Origin of the sequence: Microbispora catharanthi (assembly GCF_006334915.2) — a bacterium.
In the GTDB taxonomy this organism is placed as follows: Bacteria; Actinomycetota; Actinomycetes; order Streptosporangiales; family Streptosporangiaceae; genus Microbispora; species Microbispora catharanthi.
Genome location: NZ_VDMA02000005.1, coordinates 306,459 through 330,975, shown reverse-complemented (window position 1 = coordinate 330,975; position 24,517 = coordinate 306,459). Strand labels below are relative to the sequence as shown.

Genomic DNA, 24,517 nt, shown 5'->3' with positions numbered 1-24,517 from the left:
CCGGCCGCTCGGCCCCATGAAAGGACTCCCATGACATCGTCCCGTTCGCGCCGGGCGGCGCGGCTCGGCGGTGCCGCCCTCGCGGCCGCGCTGCTCACCGCGACCCAGGCGACCACCGCTCTCGCCGCTCCCGGAAACCCGGGGGAGCCGCGCTACTCCGCGGGCGCCCCCTCGCTCGGCGACCCCTACTTCCCCGACCAGGGCAACGGCGGCTACGACGTGCGGCACTACGACGTCACGTTCACGTACGACCCCGCCACCAAGGTCATGGACGCGACGACGGTGATCACCGCGGTCGCCACCCAGGACCTCGACCGGTTCGACCTGGACTTCCGCGGCCCGCAGATCACGTCGCTGAAGGTGGGCAAGCACCCGGCCGCCTACCGGCGGGACGGGCAGGAGCTCGTCGTCACCCCGCGGCCGAAGCTCAAGACAGGGGAGGCCTTCACGGTCACGGTGACGTACGCCGGGACGCCGCCGGTCGTCACCGACCCCGACGGCTCCATCGAGGGCTGGGTGCCGACCGACGACGGCGCCTTCGTGCCGGGCGAGCCGCAGGGCGCCCCGGCGTGGCTGCCGGCCAACGACAGCCCCGCGGACAAGGCGACGTTCACCTTCCGCGCGACGGTCCCCGAGGGCGTCACGGTGGTCGGCAACGGCCGCCTGGTGTCCACGACGACCGCGAACGGCAAGACGACGTTCGTCTGGGACTCGGCCGAGCCGATGGCGACCTACCTCGCCACGGTGACCCTGGGGAACTTCGTCGTCAACGAGACGACCACGCCCGGCGGCATCCCGGTCTACACGGCGGTGGACCCGCGTCTGGTGACCCAGTCGGCCGCGGCCGTCGCCCGGATTCCCGACATCCTGGACTACTTCTCCTCGATCTTCGGGCCGTACCCCTTCAACCAGGCGGGCGCCGTCATCGACCGCGCGCCGGACGTCGGCTACGCCCTGGAGAGCCAGACCAAGCCGATCTTCTCCAGCGCGCCCGGCGTCGGCACGATGGCGCACGAGCTCGCACACCAGTGGTACGGCGACAGCGTGAGCGTCGGCAAGTGGTCCGACATCTGGCTGAACGAGGGCTTCGCGACGTACGCGACCTGGCTGTGGACCGAGCACACCGGGGGCGCCACCGCGCAGCAGACGTTCAACGGCTCCGGCAACTACGGCCGGGCGGCGACCTCGTCGTTCTGGCAGATCGTCACGGCCGACCCCGGGCCCGAGGACATGTTCGGCAACGTGCCGTACAACCGCGGCGCGATGACGCTGCACGCGCTGCGCGGCAAGATCGGCGACGCCGCCTTCTTCACGCTGATCAAGGACTGGGCGAGCCGGCAGCGGTACGGCAACGCGAGCACCGCCGACTTCATCCGGGCGGCGGAGGAGGTCTCGGGCATGGACCTGAAGGCGTTCTTCGACGTGTGGCTGTTCCAGAAGGGCAAGCCCGTCTCCTGGTGATCCCGTTCCGGCGGCTCCCGTTCGCGGGAGCCGCCGGTTCTCGGAAGACGCGGCCGGGGACGCGGTTCAGTGACGCAGATGCAGGGCGAGCTGGATGCGGTCGCGCAGGCCCAGCTTGCGCAGCACGCTGGACACGTGGTTCTTGACCGTGCCCTCGGTGATGAACAGGCGCGCCGCGATCTCCCTGTTGGCGGCCCCGGCGGCGACCATCCGCGCCACCTCCACCTCGCGAGCCGACAGCAGCTCCTGCCCGCGGAAGGCGACCGGGCTCACCGGCAGGTGCCGCAGCTCGGCGACCAGTCGGGCCGCGACCGGGCTGCCCAGCACGGTCTCCCCGCGGCTCACCCGGTGGACGGCCGCGACCAGGTCCTCCGGCGAGCAGTCCTTCAGCAGGTAGCCGGTCGCGCCGCCGCGCAGCGCGCCGAAGATGAACTCGTCCTCGTCGAACGTGCTGAGCACGACGACCGCCACCTCCGGATGCTCGGCCGCCAGGCGGACGATCAGCTCCACCCCGTTCATGCCCGGCATGCGCATGTCCACGAGCGCAACGTGCGGACGGCGGTCGCCGATCACCCGCAGCGCCTCGTAGCCGTCGGCCGCCTCGCCGACGACCTCGATGCCGTCCTCGACCTCCAGCAGCTTGCGCAGCCCCTGGCGCAGCAGCGCCTGGTCGTCGACCAGCACGACCCTGACCGGCGTCATGCCCGCACCCCCAGCGGCAGCTCGGCGCGCAACTCGAACCCGCCGCCCGGCCTGTTGCCGCCGGCCAGCGTGCCGCCGAGCGCCCTGGCCCGATCCGCCAGCGACGTCAGCCCGAAGCCGCCGCGCGCCCGGTCGTCCCTGCCCGTTCCGTCGTCTCTCACCACGAGCGCCACCTGGTCGTCGCCGAACGTGAGCGTGCCGTGCACGTGCTCCGCCTTCGCGTGCCGCAGCGCGTTGGTGAGCCCCTCCTGCAGCACCCGGTAGAGGACGAGCTCGGTGTCGGCCTCCAGGCGCCGCTCCTCGCCCCGCACCTCGAAGCTCACGGTGATGCCGGTGCCGTCGAACGACGCCGCGAGCCGTTCGAGCGCGGCGCTGCCGACGCGGCCGTCCAGCGCGAGCGGCCGCAGCGCGCGCACCCAGCGCCGCGCGTCGGCCAGCGCCTCCACGGTGAGCTCCTTGGCCTGGCGGACCTCCGCCCAGGCGGACTCGGGGCGGCGCTCGCGGAACCGCTCGGCGTTCTCCAGGCCCATCTTGATGACGGTCAGGTGGTGGCCGACCGAGTCGTGCATCTCCGCCGCCATCCGCGCCCGCTCCTCGGCGACGGCCAGCTCCCTGATCCGCTCCAGCAGGCCCTGGGCCTCCTCCCGCCTGCGCCGCGCCTCAAGTATGGACGCCACCATGCCCAGGACGAACGCGGAGAACACCGCCATCGCGGTGGCCTGGACGATGCCGTCGGCGATCGTCGACCCGAAAAGCGGGGGCACGAACACGGAACCGACCACGACGCAAGACAGGATGGCGGTCGCGACGCGCATGCCGTACAGGAAGGCGAGGTTGGCCACCGCGATGAGGATCAGCGGCAGGTGGGTCTGCCGCGAGCCGGTCAACCCCAGCATGATCGTCGCCGCCAGGAACAGCGGGGCCACCCAATGACGGCCCCGCGCCGGATTCCAGGGCAGCGTCGGCCAGAGCACCGCGAGCAGCACGACGTTGGCGGCGAAGAGCACGTACTCCAGCGGGGTGGCGGCGGCGGTCGCGACCGCCTGCACGAGGCCGGTGGTCAGGAGTGTCATCATCGCCCAGAACACGACGTTGAACAGGAACGGCCGGTCCGCGTCGCGAAGCCAGTCGAAACGCGCCATGACTCGACCCTAGAGCGATTCGGATCGGACGCAATCGCCCATCGGAACCATGACTGCGGTCATGCCCGCGTCTATCCGCCGCTCGATGTGCCGGCGAGCAGGGCCGACCTAGCGTTCCGCCCATGAGAGCCGCCAAGCCGGTGTGAGAGCGGGGGCCCGCGCCCGCCCGTGCGTACGGGCGGGCGCGGCCGGGTGTCAGCCGGTGGTGCAGGAGATCGGCGACGGGACGTCACCGGCGCCGTTGGCGGTGAAGCCGAACGACGTGGACGCGCCGGCGGCCAGGCTGCCGTTGTAGCTCACGTTCTTCGCCGTGACGACGGCGCCCGACTGGGACACCGAGGCGTTCCACGAGGAGCTGATCGTCTGGCCGTTCCGGTACGACCAGCCGACGGTCCAGCCCGAGATCCCGGTGGTGCGGGTGTTCGTCACCGTCACATCGGCCTGGAAGCCGCCCGGCCAGGAGTTGACCACCTTGTACGTCGCCGAGCACCCCGAGCCGCCGGGCGTGGGAGAGGCCGTGGGAGAGGCCGAGGGCGAGGCCGACGGGGAGGGCGACGGCGTACGCGAGGGCGAGGCGGACGGCGAGGGCGACGGCGACGCGGTGCCGCCGCCGGACGCCTTCAGGACCGTGATGGAGTACGGCGGGAGCGTGATCGAGGTGGCGGACGACGCGGTGCTCGTGCTGATCGAGGTGGCGCCCTTGCGCCACTGCACGACGGTGGCCGCGCCGCCAGGGGAGAAGCCGGAGTAGGACAGCGAGACCGTCGTGGAGTTGTTCAGGTCCTTGTTGACGAGCACGACGTTGACGCCGCCGGAGGTCTTCACCGCGTGCGCGGCGAGCAGCGAGCTGGACGAGGACGCCTTGACCAGCGTGTCACCCGGCGATCCGGCCCTGCCGACCATGGCCAGGCCGTAGTACGGCGGGAGCGGCGTGTTGACCGCGGGCTCCCCGGAACTGCCCGAGGACAGGATGCCGAAGTCGTTGTAGTCGGTGGTCCCGTCGTCGTTGGTCTTCGGGCTGCTGCTGGTGCCGTTGTGGAGGCTCCACCAGTCGACGTTCATCACCCCGTTCTCGAACCAGGTGAGGTAGCTGTCCGCGGCGCCCAGGGCGGTCGTCGCGCTGTTGAGCTGGTAGTTGAGGTTCGCCTCCGTGACCGCGATGCCGATGCTCGACGCCCTGCTCCCGGCGTACTTGCCGAGAAGGGAGCGAATCGTGCTCACCATGGGGGCGATCTGCGAGACCTTCGTCAGGCTGTCGGCCGCCGACGTGGCGCCCGGATACCAGTGGACGATCACGAAGTCGGCCTTGTCCTGCACGATGGACATGACCGTGTTGTTCCAGTCGGCGCTGTCGCCCGAGCCGACGACGCCGTCCGGCCAGCCGCCCGGGGTGGTGAGCACGACGCCCACCTTGATCGAGGAGTCCACGGCCTTCATCGCCGAGATGTACTGCAGGACGTTGTTCGCGTACGCCCTCGGGCTCTTGTCGGCGTGGTTGTCCTGCTCCCAGCCCGAGCCGTAGTGGCCGTTGCCGTAGACCTCGTTGCCGATCTCCCAGTATTTGACGCCGTACCCCTTGGTGACGTTGGCGTACCGCACCCAGTCGGCCGCCTCCTGGGCCGTGCCCGTTCCGTAGTTGGCGATGACGACGGGCTGCGCGCCGGCCGAGCGCACCGTGCCCACATAGGTGTCGAAGTCGGTGCCCGGGGCGACGTAGCCGCCCTCGGTGGTGTGCGTCTTCCAGTGGTAGATGTCGCCGTACGACCCGCCGGGGTAGCGGACGGCGGTGAAGCCGGCGTCCCGCAGCAGACCCGAGATGGGGGAACTGTTCATGTTCCCGTCGTAGACGGCGACGTTGACGCCGTGCCCGGCGGCGGGGATCGTGCCGAGGCTCGTGCCGGTGTTCACCGTCACGGTGGCGGAGGTCGCGGCGGAGGCGGGCGCGGTGACGGCCGTCGCCGCCACCAGGGCCGACGCGGCGGCGAGCGCCGCCGACGTCAGCAGGGCCAGGCCGGCGCGCCGCCGGCGGGTGAGCGAGCCGTGCATGGGGAGCTCCTTCGAGCGGTCGCGCTGTCGCCCTCTCCGGGCGCAGGTCGAGCCGCATCCTTTTCCGCGCCACGCCGTACGGTCAACGCTCAGGCGGCCCGCAAGGCCCTGACCTGCGGCTGATTTCGTATGGACGTGCAACTTTCATCGGCGATCCGGGCCGGGCCTGCCGCCGTCGCCGGAGCGGACGGGGCTACCGGGGCTCGGCCGGGGGCGCCCGTGAATGAATCGCATGCCGTTCCCATGCAAATCATTCCTATTGTCGTCGGTGTCGGAGAAACCGGCCCCTCCCGAAAGGGAGGAAAACCAATGGAAAGAGGTGTGAGAATGGTTCGGACTCTCGGGTCGCTCACCGACCGCATGCTGAGCACGGTGGTTCCCGCGGCGGAGGCTCAGGCCGTGGCCAAGTGCGTCACTATCGGTACCGAGCAGGTCAACTGCACCGGCGGATATCCCTTCACGGTGGCGACCGTCACGAAGAAGATCTGCGTGGACTTCGAGGCCAAGACCATCACCCTGCAGACGTCGGGCGGCTGCTGACCGACCGGAATCCGGCGGAAAACCGGGACCGCGATGAAACGACGAAAGCGCGATTCGCGGTTCCGGTGGTGATTCGCCGGCGATTCCGGTGAACGGTCACACCGGTCCGCGTAATCGCAGTGCGCGGTGAACACGCCGCCCGGATCACACGAGGTGCGATCCGGGCGGCGTTTGTGTCCATTCCCGATCCGCTGCCCGAACGGAGTCACCGTGGAGTACGTCCTGATCTGCTGTCGCCTTTTCGTGGGCGCCGTGTTCGCCGTCTCGGCGGTGAGCAAGGTGCGTGGCCGGGGCGCGTACGCCGCTTTCCTGGACGCGGCCGGCGCGCTGGCGCCGTGGGTTCCGCCGCCGGCGCGGACGGTGACGGGACCGGTGGTCGTCGCCGGGGAACTGGCCGTGGCCGTGCTGCTCGTCCCGCCGGCCACCGTCGTGGCCGGGTTCGCGGTCGCGGCGGCGCTGCTGGCGGCGTTCACCGCGGCCATCGCGTCGGCCCTGCTGTCACGGCGGCGCGTGCCGTGCGCCTGCTTCGGCGGTGGTTCGCGGTCGCCGGTGGGCCCGGCCCACCTGGTCCGCAACGGTGTGCTGCTGGCCGGCTCGCTGACCGGCTCGGTCCTCGGCCTCGACGCCTCCGGCGCCGTGCCGGAACCGGCCGGCGCCGTGGCCGCCGCGTTCCTCGGCCTGGTGGTGGCCGGCCTCGTCCTGCTCACCGACGGCATCGCCGGTCTGCTCCGGCCGTCGGGCGCGTGAATGCCAATTCCTGAGACGTGGGAGTCCTCGTGTCGATCTTCGCAGTGTCGTTCGCCGGCCTTGTCGGCGTACTGAACCTCCTGCTCACGGCCGGTGTGATCCGCCGCCTGCGCGCGTATGACATCCTGCCGGCCGCGCGCTCCGATCCGGGGCGCTGGCGAGTCGTGCACAAGCCCCCGCGCGCGATGCGTGCCGCAGGCGAGCGCGTGGGCGCGTTCCACGGCCACACCGTGCGCGGTGAGCCGATCGGCGAGGAGTTCTTCGCCCGATCCACCACGCTGGTCGGGGCCTTCACCGCGGGCTGCCAGGCGTGCGAGGAGCGACTGCCCGAGTTCGCGGAGTTCGCCGCGGCCTTCCCCGGCGGTGGCACCCAGGTGCTGGCGCTCCTTGTCGGCGACGCCCGTGACCTCGCCGACAAGGTCCGGCAGTTGGAGCCGGTCGCCACCGTGGTGGTGGAGCCGGACCGGGGCGGCCCGGTGGGTGAGGCGCTGGGCGTCAGGGCGTACCCGGCGCTGGCGCTGGTCGACCCGGGCGGCGTGGTCAGCGCCTCCGGGGCCGGCATGGAGCACCTGTTCCTCGATCCGGCGGAGGTGTGACGGTGGGCGGGATCATCGAGGCCCTGCGGCTGACTTGGCGGGCCGGCCGGCTGCACACGGGCGTGTTCGCGGTGTGCACGGTTCTGGGCGCGGTGGCGCCGGTCGCGGGGGCATGGCTGACCAAGCTGCTCCTGGACGGCGTCACGACCGGGGGCGGCGCCGGGGCGGTGCTCGGGCCGGGTGTGGCCCTGGCCGCCGCCGGGCTCGTCATGGCGCTGGTGCCGCACGTCCTGCGGTACGCCTCGGCCGAGACCGGGCGCCGGGTCGGGCTGCTGGCGCAGGAGCGGCTGTTCGCGGTGACCGAGCGGTTCGTCGGCATGGCCAGGTTCGAGGACCCGGCCTTCCTCAACCGGATGCGGATGGCGCTGCAGCACGGCGGCACCACCCCGGGCGTGGTCGTCTCCGGCGCGCTGTCCACGGCCGGCGCCGCCGTCACCGGGCTGGGGTTCCTCGGCTCGCTGCTGGTCCTCTCGCCGTGGATGCCCGTCCTGGTGCTCGCTTCAGCAGTGCCGGTGCTGGGCCTGGAGCTGCGGCTGGCCCGGCGCAGGGCCGCCGTTTACTGGCGGCTGAGCCCGGTGGAGCGCCGGGAGATCTTCTTCCGGGACCTGCTGACCGACGCCCAGGCCGCCAAGGAGATCCGGCTGTTCGGCATCGGCGCCCACCTGCGCGAGCGCATGTCGGCCCAGCGCCGCAGGGCCGACGGCGAGAACCGGCGGCTGGACCGCAGGGAACTGGGCGCCCAGGGGCTGACCGGCATGATCGGGGCCGCGGTGGCGGGCGGGGCGATGATCTGGGCCGTGCTCGCGGCGGCGGGCGGGCGCATCACCGTCGGCGACGTCTCCCTGCTGGTGGCGGCGGTGGCCGGAGTGCAGGCGGCGGGCCTGGCCGTCGTCAACGGGATCGCCCAGTCGCACCAGCAGCTCCTGCTCTTCACCCACTATCGCGAGGTCCTGGCCGCAGAGCCCGACCTGCCGGTGCCCGCGCACCCCGGGAAGGTCGCTCCGCTGGCCCGCGGCATCGAGTTCCGCGACGTGTGGTTCCGTTATTCGCCGGGTCACCCCTGGATTCTGCGGGGCGTGAACCTCACCATCGCGTACGGTCGCACCGTGGGGGTGGTCGGCCGCAACGGCGCCGGCAAGAGCACCCTCGTCAAGCTGCTGTGCCGGATGTACGACCCGGAGCGGGGCGCGATCCTGTGGGACGGGGTGGACCTGCGGGACCTGGACCCGGCCGAACTGCGGTCCCGGATCAGCGCGGTCTTCCAGGACTACATGGAGTACGACCTGACCGCCGCGGAGAACATCGGCCTGGGGGACCTGGCCCACCTCGGCGACCGGGACCGCATCGCCGCCGCGGCCCGGGACGCGGGGGCCCACGAGTTCGTCACCGCGCTGCCGGACTCCTACGACACCCTGCTGTCCCGGCTCTTCTTCCAGGGAGACGACCAGGAGGACGGCGACACCGGCGGCGAGACGGGGGTCACCCTGTCCGGCGGGCAGTGGCAGCGGCTGGCCCTGGCCCGCGCGCACCTGCGGGCGGAGCGCGATCTCATGATCCTTGACGAGCCCAGCTCCGGCCTGGACGCCGAGGCCGAGCACCGCATCCACCACTCCCTGCGAGAACGGCGGGCGGGCCGGACCAGCGTGCTCGTCTCACATCGCCTCAACACCCTGCGGGACGCCGACACGCTGGTCGTCCTGGCGGACGGCGCGGTCGCCGAGCAGGGCACGCACGAGGAACTGATCGCACTCGACGGCGTCTACGCCGGCCTGTTCCGCATGCAGGCCGAGGGCTATGCGGAGCCGCCGCCCCCGCAGGCCGAGGACCTGCTGGAGCTGGTTCGAGGGAGGTTCGGCCTGTGACCGCCGCACCGCTGCCGCTCCTCCTCGCCCTCGTCGCAGCCATCGCCGCCACCGCGGCCGCGGGCCTGGTCTGGGCGCGCAGGAGACTGCTGATGGTGAGCGTCTCCGGGGACAGCATGCGCCCCACGTACCGGTCCGGCGACCGGGTGCTGGTGCGGCGCGTCCCCGCCGGCCGCCTCCGCCGGGAGGACGTCGTCCTGGCCGACGTGGCCGGGCTCGTGGTGGAGCGCGCGGGCCTCATGCCGAGCCAGGTCACCGTGGATCCCGGTGCCGGCTACGTGGTCAAGAGGGTCGCCGCGATCCCGGGCGACCCCGTCCCCGCCGAGGTCCCCCGTCAGGCGGACGAGACCGCCGTTCCACGGGGGGCCTTCGTCCTGCTCGGCGACAACGCCGGACACAGCATGGACTCCCGCCACTTCGGATACGTCCCCGCGGCCGGCCTCGTCGGGAAGGTGGTCCGCGTGCTCCCCGCGCGGGCACCGGGCGCCCGGAGGGACTGAGGGTCCGGGGGATTGGGGGTCCGGGGGATTGGGGGTCCGGGGGATCGGGGGCCCGGGGCGGGAGAGACGTGAAAGGGCCGCGAGGCGGAACGCCTCGCGGCCCTTTCTGCGCGACCCGCCTCTTCAGGCCCAGGATCTAGAAGACACGATCTAGTGCGGTGACCATGAACGTTCACCGGGTGGACAACGCGCCAGCTTGACCGCGCTCACGTTGATCCATGCGGTTGCCGATCTCGTTGTTGTATGGTCTGAAATCCACAAATATCGGGGGAGAGCAAGGCTGTGGAGCGCGAAACACTGCTCGGTTACCTGGACTCGCAGCGCAAGCACGTCCTGGGCATCCTGGACGGCCTTGGCGAGGGGGACCTACGCAAGGCGGTGCTGCCGTCCGGTTGGTCACCCCGCGACCTGGTGCACCATTTGACCTGGTCCGAGGTGCTTTGGTTCCGTGGAGCGATGGCCGCCGATCGCCAGGTCATCGACACGCTCGTGGCCGGCGAGTTCGGTTGGAAGGTCCCCGAGGAGTTCTCCGGCGCGGACGTGCTCGCACGGTATCGACAGACGATCGAGCAGTCGAACAGGGTCATCGGGGCGACGGCGATCGATGCCGTGCTGGCCTGGTGGCCGACGAAGATGTTCGGTTCGGGGTCATGGCGGCTGGGGTCTTTGCGCGAAGTGCTGATGCACGTGATCGTCGACACTGCGACGCACGCCGGACAGCTCGACGCGGTCCGGGAGCTGATCGACGGGCGGCAGTGGCTGGTCAACGACGACCGACCGGCCGCAGATCACTGAACTCGGTGAACGCTAGTGCGCTCACCGGGGTTGATCATGCCGCTGCTCGGCGTGGTCGGCCCCAGCGTTGCTGGCGTTCGCTGCGGATGCGGGCGCGTTCGCGGCGTTGGGCGACCAGGACGTCGGGGTGGCGGGCGTTGGCGTTACGCCAGCGCAGGTAGTCCTGCAGTTTCCGGGCCAGGACGGTGTGGTTGGGGTGGTCGCTGTTGCCCATCACGAAGTTCCGCAAGGGCCCGAACTGGGCCTCGATGGGGTTGGCCCATGAGGCGCTGGTGGGTGTGAAACACAGCTCGACCTTGTGTTTTTTCGCCCACGCGCGGATCGCGGGGGTCTTGTTGGACGACAGATTGTCCATGATCGCATAGATGGGTGCGCCGTCGGGTTTGCGGGCCCGGATCGTCTTCAACGCCGCGAGGGTGTTCTTCCCGCCCTTGCGCTCCCGGTTGACGCCCCAGAGCTGGTCGTCACTCAGGGAGTAGCAGCCGTGGAAGTACCGGACGCCATGAGTGCGGTGGTAGGTCGCCGGCAGTCGGTCGGGCTTGCCCTCCGGCGCCCAGGACGTGCCGTGGCAGGGGCGGATCGACAGGGGCCCGAACTGGTCGAAGGCGAAGCACCGGTCCAGGTAGTGCGTGGTGACGTGTTCGATCCGGTCGAGTTTGGCGTCCTTGTCGGGGTCGCGTGATTCCTTCTAGGTCCGCGTCCGCTGGAAGGAGATCTTGTGTTCATGCAGCAGCAGACGCAGCCGTTCCCGCCCGACCCGCATCGGCCGGTCGGGGCAGATGGCGAGGTAGTCGACGAGTTTGCGGATACTCCAGTGCGTGAACGGACGGCCCAGACTGGCCGGGCGCATCTTGACCGTCGCGATGACGAATGCTTCGTCGTCGCTGGTCAGCAGGCGGGGACGGCCTCCCGCCCAGTTAGGGTCCAGTGCTGACAGACTCCGCTCGTTGAAGGCGTGGATGACGTCCCGCGCCGTGTCCTCATCGGCCGCCACCAGCCGGGCGATCGCCGGGGCCGGGGTCCCGGACGCCGACGCCATGATGATCAACGCCCTACGGACTTTGATCGATCCGTGTTTGCCCCGCCGGACGATGCGTTGCAGGTACTGCCCCCCGTGATCGTCCAGCCGTCGAGCCCTTACCGGTTCTGCCACCCGCCACCTCCGCAGACTCGATCCCTACAGGGGGGAGTCTGGAAGCAGAACCCGCCCGAACCCGGCAAGCCCGACGGCGTGTCACCCACCCGGTGATCATTTCCGGTCAACGCACTAGCAGGCGGCCTGCGGCTGGGGGACGACGGCGCCGCGGACGGCGTCGTCGTCCCGGCGGAGCACGGCGAGGTGGAGTTCGTGCAGCTCGGCCGACGGGTCGAGGCCGAGCTGGCCGCCGAGCACCGCCGTGGCGCGTCCCCAGGCCGAGATCGCGCCGGCCACGTCCCCGCCCAGGTAGTACGCGCGCATCAGGTGCGCCCAGGAGGTCTCCCGGAAGGGGGCGTCGGCCAGCACCTCCAGGATCTCGGGGATGAGGTCGGCCGTGCGGCCCAGGCCCAGGCGAGCCTCCACCAGCCGCTCCCGCACCGTCAGGTGCAGCTCGCCGAAGGCCGTGAACCGGGATCGCAGCAGCTCCGAGGCGGTGCAGTCCTGCCCGATCGGCCCCTGCCACAGCCGGAGGGCCCCGGTGAGCGCTTCCTCGGCCGCGTGGGGCCGCCGGGCGCGCAGCAGGGCGAAGCCCTCGGCGGCGAGCCGCCTGAACATGACCGCGTCCACCTCCTCGGGCACGGTCAGCAGCCGGTAGCCGCCCTCGCCGCCGCCTCCCCGAAGGGTGATCAGGCGGTCGCGCAGCCCCAGGGCCGCCAGCCGGTTGCGCAGCCGGGCGATGTGGAGTCTCAGGTTCTTACGGGCCGAGCCGGGCGGGTCCTCCCACAGGTATCTCATCAATTGCTCCACCGGCACCGAGCGTCCCTCTTCGAGCAGGAGCGCGGCGAGCAGCCCCCTTACCGGGGCCGATCCGATGGTCGTGGGCGCGTCGTCGTCGCCGACCTGAACACGTCCCAGCAGGTGGAAGAGCATGTCGTGGCCTTTCTCTGGCTATCGAATCGGCGGCCTTCGTGAAGGCCGGTTCACTGCCCGGCCAGGAGGGGAGCTCGTGCTCGCCTTCCGCGCGCACCGGACCGCGGCGTACGCGGACGCCGTGCCGGAGAGGAAGGGGCCGAGACGGCCGCCGGGAGGGGCAGGCGGCGACGGAGGCGCCCGGCTTACGGCAGCGGCCTGTGCTGCGACCCTGTGCTCCGGCCCTGTGCCGCAGCCCTATGCCGTGGCCCTGCTTCGGAGCCCTGTTTCGAAGCCCTGCGCCGTGGCCCTGTCGAGGGGCCCATCGGAGGGCAGGCGTCGACGTCGACGCCGGCGGGCGGTCCGCCTTCTCGAGTGGCCATGACCGAGGCGTCGCTCCCAGCGCGTCCACGTTGACGGGCTGGCCGGCTGTTCCCATCCTGCCGGTGCACGAGACGGACGAGGATAGCCAGTTGCAGGGCATTCACGGTCTTTAGTGGACAGGTGCGCCTGCCGCGTCAGCAGGGGCACGGGACCAGATGGTCCAGGCAGCGGATCATCTTCCCCAGCGCGCGGGACAGCACCGCCTCGGTGAGGTGGTTGTGGCTGACCAGGAAACCGTTCCTGGCGGGAACCAGGCCACTCCACTCGTACCGCGCGGTGGCCGGTGCCACGATCCCCTTCGTTTCGAATGCCCGGATGACGTGGTCGACGTGCACTTCGGGGCGCAGTTCGACGTGCACGTGCGACCCGGACTGGGCGCCGCTCAGCCGCTCCACGGCCGGGTGGCGGGCCAGGGCGTCCACCACGAGTTGCCGTTTGGCCTGATACGCGTGGCGCAACCGGTCGACGCGGACGCGGGTCTCGGCCGAGGCGAGCATCTCGGCCACGGCGCGCTGCGCCACCGCCACGGTGCCCGACTGCCGCAGCGACAGGTGCTCGGCCAGCTGCCGCAGCCGGCGCCCGCGGGCGAGGATGTATCCAGTGCACACCACGTCCGGGAGCAGCCGGCACAGACAGCCCACGTAGACGACGTCGTCGGTGCGATCCCGGCTCAGGTCCCACAACGACTGCGGCCGGATCGTCTCGCTGAAGTCGTGGTCCCGGTCGTCCTCCACTATCAGCGCCCCGCGTGCCGCCGACAGCTCGACCAGCGCGCGCCGCCGCGAAAGGGACAACTCCACGCCCAGCGGCATCTGGTGGGAGGGACGCACCACGACCGCCCCCACGGTGCGGGGCACGGCCTCCACCAGCGCCCCGTCCGCGTCCACGGGGACGGGCACGGTGGTGACGTCGTGCTGGCGCAGCAGCCGGATCACCGTGGGCAGGCAGGGGTCCTCGACCGCCGCGACGGCGCCCGGCTGTATCGCGACCGCCGCCACCAGGTCCAGAGACTGGCGGACCCCGGTCGTGATCAGCACGTTCTCCGGATCGGCCTCCAGACCGCGCACCGCGCGCAGGTGCGCCGCCACCGCCCGGCGCAGCACCGTCTCGCCGGGTATCTCCACCGCGCCCGGAATGCGGTGCGCGGCCCGTCGCCACGCGGCGCGCCACACCGGCACCGGGAAGTCCTCTCCGGACGGCTGGTCCGGGGACAGGTCGACGAGCGTCCGGCGGACCCGGTCCGCGGAAGGCTGTCCTCCGCCCGGCTCCCCGGCGGCCTTGTCCGGCCGGGCCCGCCTGACGTAGGTCCCCGACCGCCGCCTGCTCTCGACCAGGTCCCCGGCTTCCAGGATGCGGTAGGCCTCCTGCACCACCGGCCGCGACACCTTCAGCAACTCGGCGAGGGTGCGGCTGGACGGCAGGCGCGTGTCCGGCGGCAGGCGGCCGTCCAGGACGGCCTGCCTCAGCTGCCTGGCCAGTTGTGCCGCCATCGACTCGGAAGAGCCACGTGCCAGCTCGACATAGATGGCCAGAGTCGTCGCCGTCCGCATCATGCCCCTTCGGCTCGCCATAACCACGGTTCTCGCGCAGGCCGGCGGGGTGAAGGCTCGAAAGGCCGCGCCGGCTCCGCGGGAACGGCCACTCCGGCGTCGCGGTTCCCGGGCCAGGCAATCTCAGATGACTTTCAGTTCGCTTACAGAAGCGTTGCAAAAAGCGGGAGGCCTTGAGCGCGCCGCACCGGGACGCTCCCGGGATGCCGAACGCGGGGCCGGCTGCCGCTTGAGGAGGTCGCCGCTCGCGGGCCCCTGCCGTCCACGCCGCCGCGGGCACCCGCCCCGATGCCGTCGTATGGTGACACCCCCGGACGACGGCCTGTCGTGACGATCCCTCACGGCGTACGGAACCCCCGGAACGTCACGCGCTTGCGGACCACGAAGCCGAGCCGCTCGTAGAGTGCGATCGCGTTGACGTTGGCCTCGGCCACGTGGAGGAACGGGCGCTCGTTCCGAGCCGTGATGCGGGTGACCAGGGCGCGCACCAGACGGGAGGCATGACCTCGCCCGCGGGCTTCGGGGGCGGCGCAGACGGCGCTGATCTCGGTCCACCCGGGCGGGCGGAGCCGTTCGCCCGCCATGGCGACCAGGGCGCCGTTCTCGCGGACACCCAGATAGGTGCCGAGCTCGTGCGTCCGGGGCCAGAACGGCCCCGGCCGGGTCCGCGCGGTGAGATCGAGCATCTCGGGCACGTCGTCGACGCCCAGCTCGGCTATCCGTGAGCCGGACTCGGCAGCGGCGTGACCCGGGTCGGTTCCCGCGGGCCAGATCATCTGGAAGCCGCCGAGAGTGAAGACCGGCTCCCAGTCCGCGGGCGGGGTCGCCGGGCAGCTGAACAGGTCGGCGAATTCGCCGCGGCCGAGCAATCGCGCGAGGTCGGCCCATTCCGCCGGGTCGGGGTCGGCGGACACCGTGGAGAAGGTCGCGACCTCCGGCAGGTATCCGGCCGCCCGGCCGAGCCGGCGGGCCAGGTGCGCGTGGTGGCCGCGGAGCGACTCGCCGACCGGGTCGTCGAGTGTGACGGCGTCACGGTCGACCATTGTGTGCGGTGCCTTTCGTGTCTGCGCGCGTGAGCGTCGGTGACCAGCCGTCGACAGGGTCGTGACCGGGGGGTTCTCGCAGCCGAAGTGTAGTCAGGCGGGTTCCTGTCCTCGCCCCGGGAGGGGTGCCGCCCGATCGGCGGGACGCGGCCGATCGCGCGCTCGCGGGGGCTTGAACCTCCCGCCGGGGGAGGTCGTAGCGTTTCGGGCGTGATCGGGGCAGACGACGCCGGACGGCGATGGTCGATCGGCGAGCTGGCGCGGGCGACCGGGATGACGGTGCGCGCGCTGTACCACTACGACGAGATCGGGCTGCTGAGCGCGAGCGAGCGTACGCCCGCCGGGCACCGCCGATACACCGAGCGCGACCTGCGTCGGTTGTACCGCGTCCGCGCCCTGCGGGCGCTCGGCCTGTCGCTGGAGGAGATCGCGGGTGTTCTCGACGGCGCGGCGGACGACCCCGAGTCGATGCGCGAGCTGCTGACGGCGCAGTTGCGCAGGCTCGACGAGCACGCCGAGCTGATCGGGACGCTGCGTCAGCGGATCCGCGGCCTGCTCCGGCAGGCCGGCGACTCGTCCGGCCCCGATCCGGAACGGTTGATGACCACATTGGAGTTGATGTCGGTGTTCGAGACCTACTTCACGGAAGAGCAGCGCGAGCGGCTGGCCGAGCGCAGGAACGCGCTGGGCGGCGAGGGCGTCGAAGCGGCCAGGCGCGAGTGGGCGGGGCTGGTCGAGGAGGGCCTGCGGCTCGTGGAGACCGGCGTGCCCGCGGAGGACGAGCGCGCCCGGGACCTCGTACGCCGCTGGGACGCGCTGGCGGGCGGGTTCCACCCCGGCGGACCGGACGGCGAACGCACCAGGGCGGCGGCCCGCAGGATGTGGCGGGACAACAGCGCGGAGATCGGCCGGAGCCTGCCCTGGCCGGCCGAGCGGATGGCGGGCCTGGTGTCCTACCTGGAACAGGCCCGCCGGTCCGGCTGAGCGGCCCGTCGCCCCCCGTTTTCGCCGCGCGTGTTCACGGGCGGGTTCGTACAGTGGAGGGAGTGATCGCTTCCGGCCGCCTCGCGGCCGGAGGAAGACCGCCGCGAACGGCCCCGGGAGCGGGCCGGGACCGGCGGCCTGGTGTCCCTCCCATCCGGCCCCACGACGGGGGTTCTCATGGCGCTGACGATCGAACGGGTTGTCCGGGTGATCCTGGTGATCCTGGGAGTGGTCACGGCACTCCCGGTGCTCGCCCTGGTCTCCCCGGGACGGGCGCTGGACTTCTCCTACGGCATCTCCCCACCGTCCGACCCCATGGCACTGGCCCTGCTCCAGCATCGCGGCATCCTGCAGGCGGCGCTGGGCGCGGCCCTCATCTGGGCCGCGTTCCAGCCGGCGGTGAGGGTTCCGGCGGCGGTGACGGCGATCGTCACCAAGTCCGTCTTTCTCGGCCTGATGGCGACCTTGCCCGCCACGGTGAGGGCGGGCGCGACGCCCGGCATCCTGTTCGACATCGGCGCGATCGTCCTCCTCGCGGCCGTCACGCTCCACCGCACGCTGACGGGCTCACGCGGGCAGGACGGCGGGAGCCCGGCCCGGCTGTCCTCCGGTGGACGAGGACGGCCGGCGGCCGGGCGCTGAACTCCCGCGCCGCCGTCGGCTCCTCGGCGGGGGAGCGCGTCACTTCGCCGGCTTGAAGGTGGAGGCGATGGTCTCGAAGAGATCCTTCTTCTTCTTCCAGTCCTTGTCCTGGGTCTTGTAGAGCAGCGCGTAGCCGTTGTGCTTGTCGGTGACGAAGCCGCGGTCGATCACACGTGACCGGTAGCGGCTGTCGCCGAAGGTGAACTCCCAGTCGGCCGCGGTCTTCCAGTACCCCTTGACCTCTCTGATCTCGATGAGCTTGTAGCCGGGGAAGTTCCGGCTCATCCCGGGCACATCGCGCCGCCAGACCTTCAGAGCGTCCGACTCGGGGCTCGTGGTGTGGTGGACCTCGAGATACGTGTGCGAGTCCCCGCGGAAGCGGACCTCGCCGTTGCCCCTGCCGTCGACGTGCCACCCCTTCGGCAGCGCGAGCGAGAACCCGCTCGAGTGCTTGTACTTGTGCCAGCCCTTGGGGACGTCGGCGGGCTCGGAGGTCTTGGGGCTCGGGGAGGGCTCGGGGGACGGGGACGTCGCCTCGTCGGAGGCGGACGCGGACGGCGCGGCGGAGGACGGCGCGGCGGAGGAGGGCTTGTCGGTGGTCTTCCCCGTCGCGGCCGGGGCCGCGTCCGACCCGGCGGCGGGGTCGCCCGCCGAGTCGCCCTCGCCCGCCATCAGGCCGAGGTAGCCCGCCACACCCGCGATGACCAGCAGCGCGGGGATGAGGACCAGTGCGACCTTCAGCATGCCGTTCGACGACCGCGGCGAAACCGCGCTGGTGGACGCTTCGTGCCACGCCGCCCCGCCCTGCGAGGGCACCGTCGCAGGCGCCTGCCTCAGCCCGGCCATCGGGCTCCCGGCGCCGGCGATCCCGGCCGCGCCCGAGCCGTCCTGCGTCCGGTCCGCCGTGGCGCGGGCCGCTGCTCCGGCGCGGTCGCCCGCCCGGTCCGTACGGCTGTCGCTCCCGCCCGCAGCGCCGGTGCCGGAGCCGGTGGTCCCTCCCGCGGTGCCCTTCGGTGTCGCACTCCCGCCGGAGGCCGTCGAGGGCCGTGACGCCGAGGACTGTGACGCCGAGGACTCTGGCGTCGTGGGCGGACGCTCGCCGGAGGAGGTGCCGGAACCCGTCGTCTTCCCTGAGGCGGCCGAGCCCTCCGGCGCCTTGCGGTCCTCCGCGCCGGAGGCCGCGCCCGAGGTGACGGCGGGGCCGACCTTGACGGTGCCGTCGTCGGCGCTCGCTTCCGCCGCCGGACCGGCTTGCCCGCCGGGCTTCTCCTTCGCGGGAGCGCCGGTCGAGGGCTTCGTACGGGCGGGCGGGGCGGCCTGCGCTCCCGTCTCCGGCATGGTCGCCGGCGCCTTCCCGGCCTTCTCCTGATGGGGGCCGTCCCCCTGCTCCGGTGCCCCTTCGTCGCGTATCACCGGGAGGGGCGAGGTGATCTCGCCGGGGCCCGCGGCCTCGCTCGCGGCCCCGGCCCCACCGCGCCCGGCCGCCGCTCCCTTGTCGGGGGCGGGCGCATGGCCCGCCCCCGCCGCCTCGTCGCCCTCCGCGGGACGCTCGTCCCGCCGGGCGGAGGACACGGGCGGGGAAGACACGGGCGGGTACGGCGCCGCGCCCCGGGACGCCTTGCCCTGCCGCGAGGCGGGCGTTTCGGGCTTCGCGGCCTCCGGCGTCGCGGGCCGCGGCGAGGCAGGCTCGGCGGGCCGCGACGGCGGCGGGGACAGCTCCCGCGACGCGCGCTTGAGCAGCCGGGTCAGCTCGTCGTAGCCGGGCCGGTCGGCGGGCTCCTTGGCGAGCATCCGCAGGAGCACGGGACCCAGCGCGCCCGCGCGCCGCGGCGGGGCAGGGTCGTCGTTCAGCACGGCGTGCATGGTGGCCATCGCCATGCCCCGGTCGTGCGGGGGCTTGCCCTCCACGGCGGTGTAGAGCGTGGCGCCGAGCGACCACAGGTCCGATTCGCGCTGCGCGGCCTCGCCGCGGAGCCGTTCGGGGGCGATGAAGGCGGGGGTGCCGACGAGGCCGGTGCGGGTCATGGTGGAGTCGGCTTCGAGCCTGGCGATGCCGAAGTCGGTCAGGACCACGCGGGCGTCTTCGGTGAGCAGCACGTTCTCGGGCTTGACGTCGCGGTGCAGCACGCCCTGGCGGTGGGCGGCGCGCAGCGCGTCCAGGATCTGCAGGCCGATCTCGACGGTGCGCTCGGGGGACAGCGGGCCGTCCTCCCTGATCACCTGCCCGAGCGAGCGGGACGGCACCAGCTGCATGATGATCCAGGGGCGGTCGTCCTCTTCGATCACGTCGTGGACGACCACCACGTTCGGGTGGGTGAGGCGGCCCGCGGCCCGGGCCTCGCGCATGGTCCGGCGATTGAGGTCGCTGAGCTCGTCGCCCATGGCGCTGTCGTAGCGGACCTCCTTGACCGCGACCGCGCGGTCCAGCAACTGGTCGTGGGCGCGCCAGACGACGCCCATGCCACCCCGGCCGATCGGCTCCATCAACTGGTACCGGCCTCCGACGAGCCGGCCTTCCGCACGCGACACTCGAACCCCTTCCTGGACCCATGAATCGTCCCACGGATGGCAAAGGGATCAACCGCGTCCATGACTGGCGATCCCGGAATCCGAGACAGATCGGTTCGAGTCGTGGCCCGTCGCTGCTAAGGTCCTTGTTATGGGTAGGTACAGCTCGTTTACAAGGCCGGCTCCGGGAGGGCCGGTCGCGTGACGTGAGCTAGCGACCATCCGGAGCCGGCTTGAGGCAGGGACGCCAGCGTCTCTGCCTTTTTCGTTCTCTCGGAAGTCCGATCTCAGCGAATCCCCATGGCAGACGGCCGGTTCCGCGGGGCCGGCCCACGGAGGAGCCCACATGTCGAAGGCAGCCCAACTCGACCGCGACGCCGTACGGATCGGCGACCTCGTGATCGGCGACGGGCGCCCCGTTGTGGTCATCGGGGGCCAGGACGCCCGCTGGCTGCGCCTGCGCGGCGACGGCGGCCCTCCCGTCGACGGAGCGGAGACCGTGCAGGACCTGCCGGGGGACCCCTCGAGGGACGGGTCTTCAGGGGATGGGGCGGTCGCCGAGGCCAGGGCGCGCTGGGCGGGCCCGCTGCTGGTGGAACCCGCCACGGTCGCCGACCTGCCCGCCGTGGCCCGGCACGCCGACGGAGTGGTGGTCGGGGCGGCCTGGGCGGCCGACCCCGATCTCGTCCGCGCCGCGGCCCGGCTCGGGCTCCCCGTCGTCCTCCAGCGGGGAAGTGTCCGGCATGGGCGCGCGGCGACGCTGGAGGAGTGGCTGGCCGCGGTGGACGACTGCGCGGCCGAGGGCAACGAGGCGGTCGTGCTCTGCGAGAGCGGCGGTCGCGGCGAACCGGAGGACGCCGCGCCCGACCTCGGGCTCATGCGCGCCGCCCGGGAGCGCACCGGCCGCCCCGTGCTCGCCGGGCTGGGCGGCGACGGTGGGCTGGCGGACGCGGCGGTGGCGGCGGGGGCGGACGGCCTGCTGGTCGGCCCGGGCGCGCCCGAGCGGGCCCTCGCGGCGGCGCACGAGGCGGCCACCGTCATGGCGGCGCTCGTACGGCCGGGCGATCCCGAGACCCTCGACGCGGCCCGGGCCGCGATCGACCGGGTGGACGCGGCCCTCGCCACGCTCCTCGAACGCCGGGCCGCGCTGGCCGGGCGGATCCAGCGGCTCAAGCCCGTCGGCGGGTTCCGCGGGCGGGACATGGAGCGCGAGCGGCGCCTCGTCGCGGCCATGGCCCGCCGTGCCCCCAGCCTGGGCGCGGGGCTGCTCGCCCCCATCATGAACGCCGTGATCGAGGCCGGGTTGCGCCTGTCCGAGGAGAGGCGGGACGGCGAGGAACGGAGGTAGGATTCTGTTTCACCTGAGTCCCACTGGTTCGCGATCACGGCGTAGGCTCTGGACCGCGGTCCGGTGACGATGGGGGTCTCATGGGTGATTCGTTTGTTCATCTGCACGTCCACACCGAGTATTCGATGCTCGACGGAGCGGCGCGGCTGAAGCAGATGTTCAAACTCGTGGGCGAGCTGGAGATGCCCGCGATCGCGATCACCGACCACGGCAACATGCACGGCGCCTACGACTTCTACAAGCAGGCGACCGCCGCCGGGGTGAAGCCCATCCTCGGCATCGAGGCCTATGTCGCGCCCGAGTCGCGCATGCACAAGAAGCCGGTGCTGTGGGGCGAGCCGCACCAGAAGAGCGACGACGTCTCGGCGGGTGGCTACTACACCCACATGACCATCTGGGCGCGGAACAAGGCCGGGCTGCAGAACCTGATGAAGCTCAGCTCGCGCGCCTACACCGAGGGCTTCGTCCGCAAGTGGGCCCGGATGGACGCCGAGATCCTCGCCGAGCACGCCGAGGGCCTGATGGCCACGACCGGCTGCCCGTCCGGAGAGGTGCAGACCCGGCTGCGGCTCGGCCAGTACGACGGGGCGCTCAAGGCGGCCGCGAGATATCAGGAGATCTTCGGGAAGGACAACTACTTCCTGGAGATCATGGACCACGGGCTCGACATCGAGCGCCGGGTCCGCGACGGCCTGATCCGGATCAGCCGCGAGCTGGACATCCCGCCGGTGGTCACCAACGACTCCCACTACACCTACGAGTCGGACGCGGCCGGCCACGACGCGCTCCTGTGCATCCAGACCGGCAAGCAGCTCAGCGACCCCGACCGGTTCCGGTTCGACGGCAGCGGCTACTACGTGAAGTCGGCCGACGAGATGCGGGCGGTCGACTCCTCCGACATCTGGCAGGAGGGGTGCCGCAACACGCTGCTGGTGGCCGAGAAGGTCGAGCCCGAGGGCTTCTTCCCCTACCACAACCTGATGCCGACCTACCCGATCCCCGAGGGGCTGACGGAGGAGGAGTACTTCCGGCAGCAGGTCTGGGAGGGCATGAAGCGCCGTTTCCCCGGCGGGGTGGACGAGGAGCACCGCGTCTGGGTCGAGAACGAGATCGGCGTCATCCTCCAGATGGGCTTCCCGAGCTACTTCCTCGTGGTCGCCGACTTCATCATGTGGGCGAAGAACAACGGCATCCGGGTCGGTCCGGGCCGAGGTTCGGCCGCCGGCTCGCTGGTGGCGTACTCGCTGGGCATCACCGACCTCGACCCGATCCCGCACGGCCTGATCTTCGAGCGGTTCCTCAACCCCGAGCGCGTCTCGATGCCCGACATCGACATCGACTTCGACGAGCGCCGGCGCGCCGACGTGATCCGCTACGTGACCGAGAAGTGGGGCGCCGACAAGGTCGCCATGATCGCCACCTTCGGCACCATCAAGGCGAAGGCGGCCGTGAAGGACGCCGGCCGCGTCCTCGGCTACCCGTACGCGCTGGGCGACCGCATCTCAAAGGCGTTCCCCCCGGCGGTGATGGGCAAGGACATCCCGCTGTCGGGCATCTTCGACTCCGACCACCCGCGGTACAACGAGGCGGGCGAGCTGCGCAAGCTGTACGACGAGGACGTCGACGTCAAGGCGACGATCGACCTCGGGCGCGGCCTGGAGGGCCTGATCCGGCAGACCGGCGTGCACGCCGCGGGCGTCATCATGTCGGCCGAGCCGCTGACCGACCACATCCCGATCATGCGCCGCGACTCGGACGGCGCGATCATCACGCAGTTCGACTATCCGACCTGCGAGACGCTCGGCCTGCTGAAGATGGACTTCCTGGGCCTGCGCAACCTCACGATCATCGACGACTGCCTGAAGATGATCGAGGGCAACACCGGGAACAGGATCGAGCTGCTTGAGCTCCCGCTCGACGACACCAGGACGTACGAGCTGCTGGCCAAGGGCGACACGCTCGGCATCTTCCAGCTGGACGGCGGCGGCATGCGCACGCTGCTGCGGCTGATGAAGCCCGACAACTTCGAGGACATCTCCGCGGCCCTCGCGCTCTACCGGCCCGGCCCGATGGGCGCCAACTCGCACACCAACTACGCCCTGCGCAAGAACGGCCAGCAGGAGATCATCCCGATCCATCCCGAGCTGGAGGAGCCGCTCAAGGACATCCTCAACACGACCTACGGCCTGATCGTCTATCAGGAGCAGGTCATGGCCATCGCGCAGAAGGTGGCCAACTACACGCTCGGCGGCGCCGACCTGCTCCGCCGCGCGATGGGCAAGAAGAAGAAGTCCGAGCTGGACAAGCAGTTCGAGTTCTTCGAGAAGGGCATGAAGGAGAACGGGTTCTCCGCCGCGGCCATCAAGGCCCTGTGGGACATCCTTCTCCCGTTCTCCGACTACGCCTTCAACAAGGCCCACACCGCCGGCTACGGCCTGGTGTCCTACTGGACCGCCTATCTCAAGGCCAACTACCCGGCCGAGTACATGGCGGCGCTGCTGACCAGCGTCAAGGACGACAAGGACAAGTCGGCGCTCTACCTCAACGAGTGCCGCCGCATGGGCATCAAGGTGCTCCCGCCGGACGTCAACGACTCCGACTTCGACTTCACCCCGCGCGGCACCGACATCCGGTTCGGCCTGTCGGCCATCCGCAACGTCGGCGCGAACGTCGTGGACGGGATCATCGCGGCGCGCAAGGAGAAGGGCAGGTTCACCGACTTCAAGGACTTCCTGCGCAAGGTCCCGGCGGTCGTCTGCAACAAGCGCGTCATCGAGTCGCTGATCAAGTCGGGCGCGTTCGACTCGTACGGGCACGTGCGCAAGGGCCTGCTGATGGTGCACGAGCAGGCCGTCGACGCGATCATCGACATCAAGAAGAACGAGGCGATCGGCCAGGACTCGCTGTTCGGCGCGATCGACGGCGGCGAGGACCAGACCTTCGACGTGCAGATCCCGCCGGGGGAGTGGGACAAGACGACGCTGCTGCAGTTCGAGCGGGAGATGCTCGGCCTGTACGTCTCCGACCATCCGCTGTTCGGCGTCGAGCACATCCTGTCGGCCGGGGCCGACTGCTCGATCGCCGCGCTGCAGGACGACAGCCGCCCTGACGGGCAGGTCGTCACGGTCGGCGGCATCCTGTCGGGCCTGCAGCGGAAGGTGACCAAGAAGGGCGACACCTGGGTCCTCACCATGCTGGAGGACCTGGAGGGCTCGATCGAGGTCATGATCTTCCCGTCGGCCTACCAGCTCTGCGCGACCGTGCTCGCCGAGGACGCGATCGTCTTCGTCAAGGGCAGGATCGACAAGCGGGAGGACGTCGCGAAGATCATCGCGATGGAGGTGACCGCGCCGGACCTCACGGCCGAGTCGGGCGGGCCGCTGGTGGTGAGCATGCCGATCAACCGCTGCACGCCGCCCGTCGTCGGCCGGCTCAAGGAGGTGCTCACCACCCACCCCGGGACCACGGAGGTCCACCTCCAGGTGCACAACGGGCCGCGTACGACGGTCATGCGGCTGGACGACCGGCTCCGCGTGAGCCCGTCTCCCGCCCTGATGGGCGACCTCAAGCAACTGCTCGGCCCGGCCTGCCTGGCCGGTTGACCGGCCGCCCGGACGAGC

Annotated in this window: 18 protein-coding genes and 1 pseudogene; 11 read left to right on the top strand and 8 right to left on the bottom strand. The window is 71.5% G+C overall.

What is annotated here, in order from left to right; all coding sequences use genetic code 11:
* Window positions 1–30 precede the first annotated feature (30 nt).
* The gene (locus FH610_RS12065; RefSeq protein ID WP_139574405.1) at window positions 31–1,461 is read left to right on the top strand and encodes a M1 family metallopeptidase; all 1,431 of its coding nucleotides are present in this window, start codon (window positions 31–33) and stop codon (window positions 1,459–1,461) included.
* Between the two features lie 66 nt (window positions 1,462–1,527).
* On the opposite strand, the gene FH610_RS12060 is transcribed toward FH610_RS12065, so the two are convergent.
* From FH610_RS12060 to FH610_RS12050, 3 genes are all read right to left on the bottom strand, one after another.
* A complete protein-coding gene (locus FH610_RS12060; protein ID WP_139574404.1) occupies window positions 1,528–2,163 on the bottom strand; it encodes a response regulator in 636 nt (211 codons plus the stop codon).
* The gene (locus FH610_RS12055; protein ID WP_139574403.1) at window positions 2,160–3,305 is read right to left on the bottom strand and encodes a sensor histidine kinase; all 1,146 of its coding nucleotides are present in this window, start codon (window positions 3,303–3,305) and stop codon (window positions 2,160–2,162) included. Before FH610_RS12055 ends, FH610_RS12060 begins: the two co-directional genes overlap by 4 nt.
* 195 nt (window positions 3,306–3,500) lie before the next feature.
* The gene (locus tag FH610_RS12050; protein ID WP_139574402.1) at window positions 3,501–5,351 is read right to left on the bottom strand and encodes a cellulose binding domain-containing protein; all 1,851 of its coding nucleotides are present in this window, start codon (window positions 5,349–5,351) and stop codon (window positions 3,501–3,503) included.
* Between the two features lie 327 nt (window positions 5,352–5,678).
* On the opposite strand from FH610_RS12050, the gene FH610_RS12045 reads away from it, so the two are divergent.
* The 6 genes from FH610_RS12045 (at window position 5,679) to FH610_RS12020 (ending at window position 10,391) form a co-directional block, all read left to right on the top strand.
* A complete protein-coding gene (locus FH610_RS12045; protein ID WP_139574401.1) occupies window positions 5,679–5,891 on the top strand; it encodes a hypothetical protein in 213 nt (70 codons plus the stop codon).
* A 210-nt stretch (window positions 5,892–6,101) separates the two neighbouring features.
* Window positions 6,102–6,638 (top strand): MauE/DoxX family redox-associated membrane protein, encoded by a 537-nt coding sequence (locus FH610_RS12040; protein WP_161627983.1) that lies wholly within the window; start codon window positions 6,102–6,104, stop codon window positions 6,636–6,638.
* 29 nt (window positions 6,639–6,667) lie between these two features.
* Window positions 6,668–7,234 carry a TlpA family protein disulfide reductase gene (locus tag FH610_RS12035; protein WP_139574399.1) on the top strand — a complete coding sequence of 189 codons (567 nt, stop codon included), beginning with the start codon at window positions 6,668–6,670 and terminating at the stop codon, window positions 7,232–7,234.
* A 2-nt stretch (window positions 7,235–7,236) separates the two neighbouring features.
* On the top strand, window positions 7,237–9,096 hold the full coding sequence (locus FH610_RS12030) for an ABC transporter ATP-binding protein (RefSeq protein WP_139574398.1): 1,860 nt from the start codon (window positions 7,237–7,239) through the stop codon (window positions 9,094–9,096).
* Window positions 9,093–9,596, top strand: a complete 504-nt coding sequence (locus tag FH610_RS12025; RefSeq protein ID WP_205825710.1) for a S26 family signal peptidase — start codon at window positions 9,093–9,095, stop codon at window positions 9,594–9,596. Before FH610_RS12030 ends, FH610_RS12025 begins: the two co-directional genes overlap by 4 nt.
* A 282-nt stretch (window positions 9,597–9,878) precedes the next feature.
* Window positions 9,879–10,391 carry a mycothiol transferase gene (locus FH610_RS12020; protein ID WP_205825709.1) on the top strand — a complete coding sequence of 171 codons (513 nt, stop codon included), beginning with the start codon at window positions 9,879–9,881 and terminating at the stop codon, window positions 10,389–10,391.
* Window positions 10,392–10,425: 34 nt separating this feature from the next.
* On the opposite strand, the pseudogene FH610_RS45465 reads toward FH610_RS12020, so the two are convergent.
* The 4 genes and pseudogenes from FH610_RS45465 to FH610_RS12000 all read right to left on the bottom strand — a co-directional run bounded on the left by FH610_RS45465 (window position 10,426) and on the right by FH610_RS12000 (window position 15,415).
* A pseudogene (locus FH610_RS45465) lies at window positions 10,426–11,544 on the bottom strand (IS630 family transposase).
* Between the two features lie 114 nt (window positions 11,545–11,658).
* Window positions 11,659–12,459: an AfsR/SARP family transcriptional regulator gene (locus FH610_RS12010; RefSeq protein ID WP_139574396.1), complete on the bottom strand. Its 801-nt coding sequence runs from the start codon at window positions 12,457–12,459 to the stop codon at window positions 11,659–11,661.
* Between the two features lie 497 nt (window positions 12,460–12,956).
* Window positions 12,957–14,393: an aminotransferase-like domain-containing protein gene (locus FH610_RS12005; RefSeq protein ID WP_139574395.1), complete on the bottom strand. Its 1,437-nt coding sequence runs from the start codon at window positions 14,391–14,393 to the stop codon at window positions 12,957–12,959.
* Between the two features lie 317 nt (window positions 14,394–14,710).
* Window positions 14,711–15,415, bottom strand: a complete 705-nt coding sequence (locus FH610_RS12000) for a GNAT family N-acetyltransferase (protein ID WP_139574394.1) — start codon at window positions 15,413–15,415, stop codon at window positions 14,711–14,713.
* 210 nt (window positions 15,416–15,625) lie between these two features.
* Between FH610_RS12000 and FH610_RS11995 the strand changes: the two genes are divergently transcribed.
* Together FH610_RS11995 and FH610_RS11990 are read left to right on the top strand one after the other, a co-directional pair.
* The gene (locus FH610_RS11995; RefSeq protein ID WP_139574393.1) at window positions 15,626–16,399 is read left to right on the top strand and encodes a MerR family transcriptional regulator; all 774 of its coding nucleotides are present in this window, start codon (window positions 15,626–15,628) and stop codon (window positions 16,397–16,399) included.
* A gap of 177 nt (window positions 16,400–16,576) precedes the next feature.
* Window positions 16,577–17,041 (top strand): hypothetical protein, encoded by a 465-nt coding sequence (locus FH610_RS11990; protein ID WP_205825708.1) that lies wholly within the window; start codon window positions 16,577–16,579, stop codon window positions 17,039–17,041.
* A 39-nt stretch (window positions 17,042–17,080) separates the two neighbouring features.
* On the opposite strand, the gene FH610_RS11985 is transcribed toward FH610_RS11990, so the two are convergent.
* Window positions 17,081–19,570 carry a serine/threonine-protein kinase gene (locus FH610_RS11985; protein ID WP_139574392.1) on the bottom strand — a complete coding sequence of 830 codons (2,490 nt, stop codon included), beginning with the start codon at window positions 19,568–19,570 and terminating at the stop codon, window positions 17,081–17,083.
* A gap of 325 nt (window positions 19,571–19,895) precedes the next feature.
* Between FH610_RS11985 and FH610_RS45630 the strand changes: the two genes are divergently transcribed.
* A complete protein-coding gene (locus FH610_RS45630; protein ID WP_139574391.1) occupies window positions 19,896–20,897 on the top strand; it encodes a chorismate mutase in 1,002 nt (333 codons plus the stop codon).
* 80 nt (window positions 20,898–20,977) lie between these two features.
* Window positions 20,978–24,499 carry a DNA polymerase III subunit alpha gene (gene dnaE / locus FH610_RS11975; RefSeq protein ID WP_139574390.1) on the top strand — a complete coding sequence of 1,174 codons (3,522 nt, stop codon included), beginning with the start codon at window positions 20,978–20,980 and terminating at the stop codon, window positions 24,497–24,499.
* Window positions 24,500–24,517 lie beyond the last annotated feature (18 nt).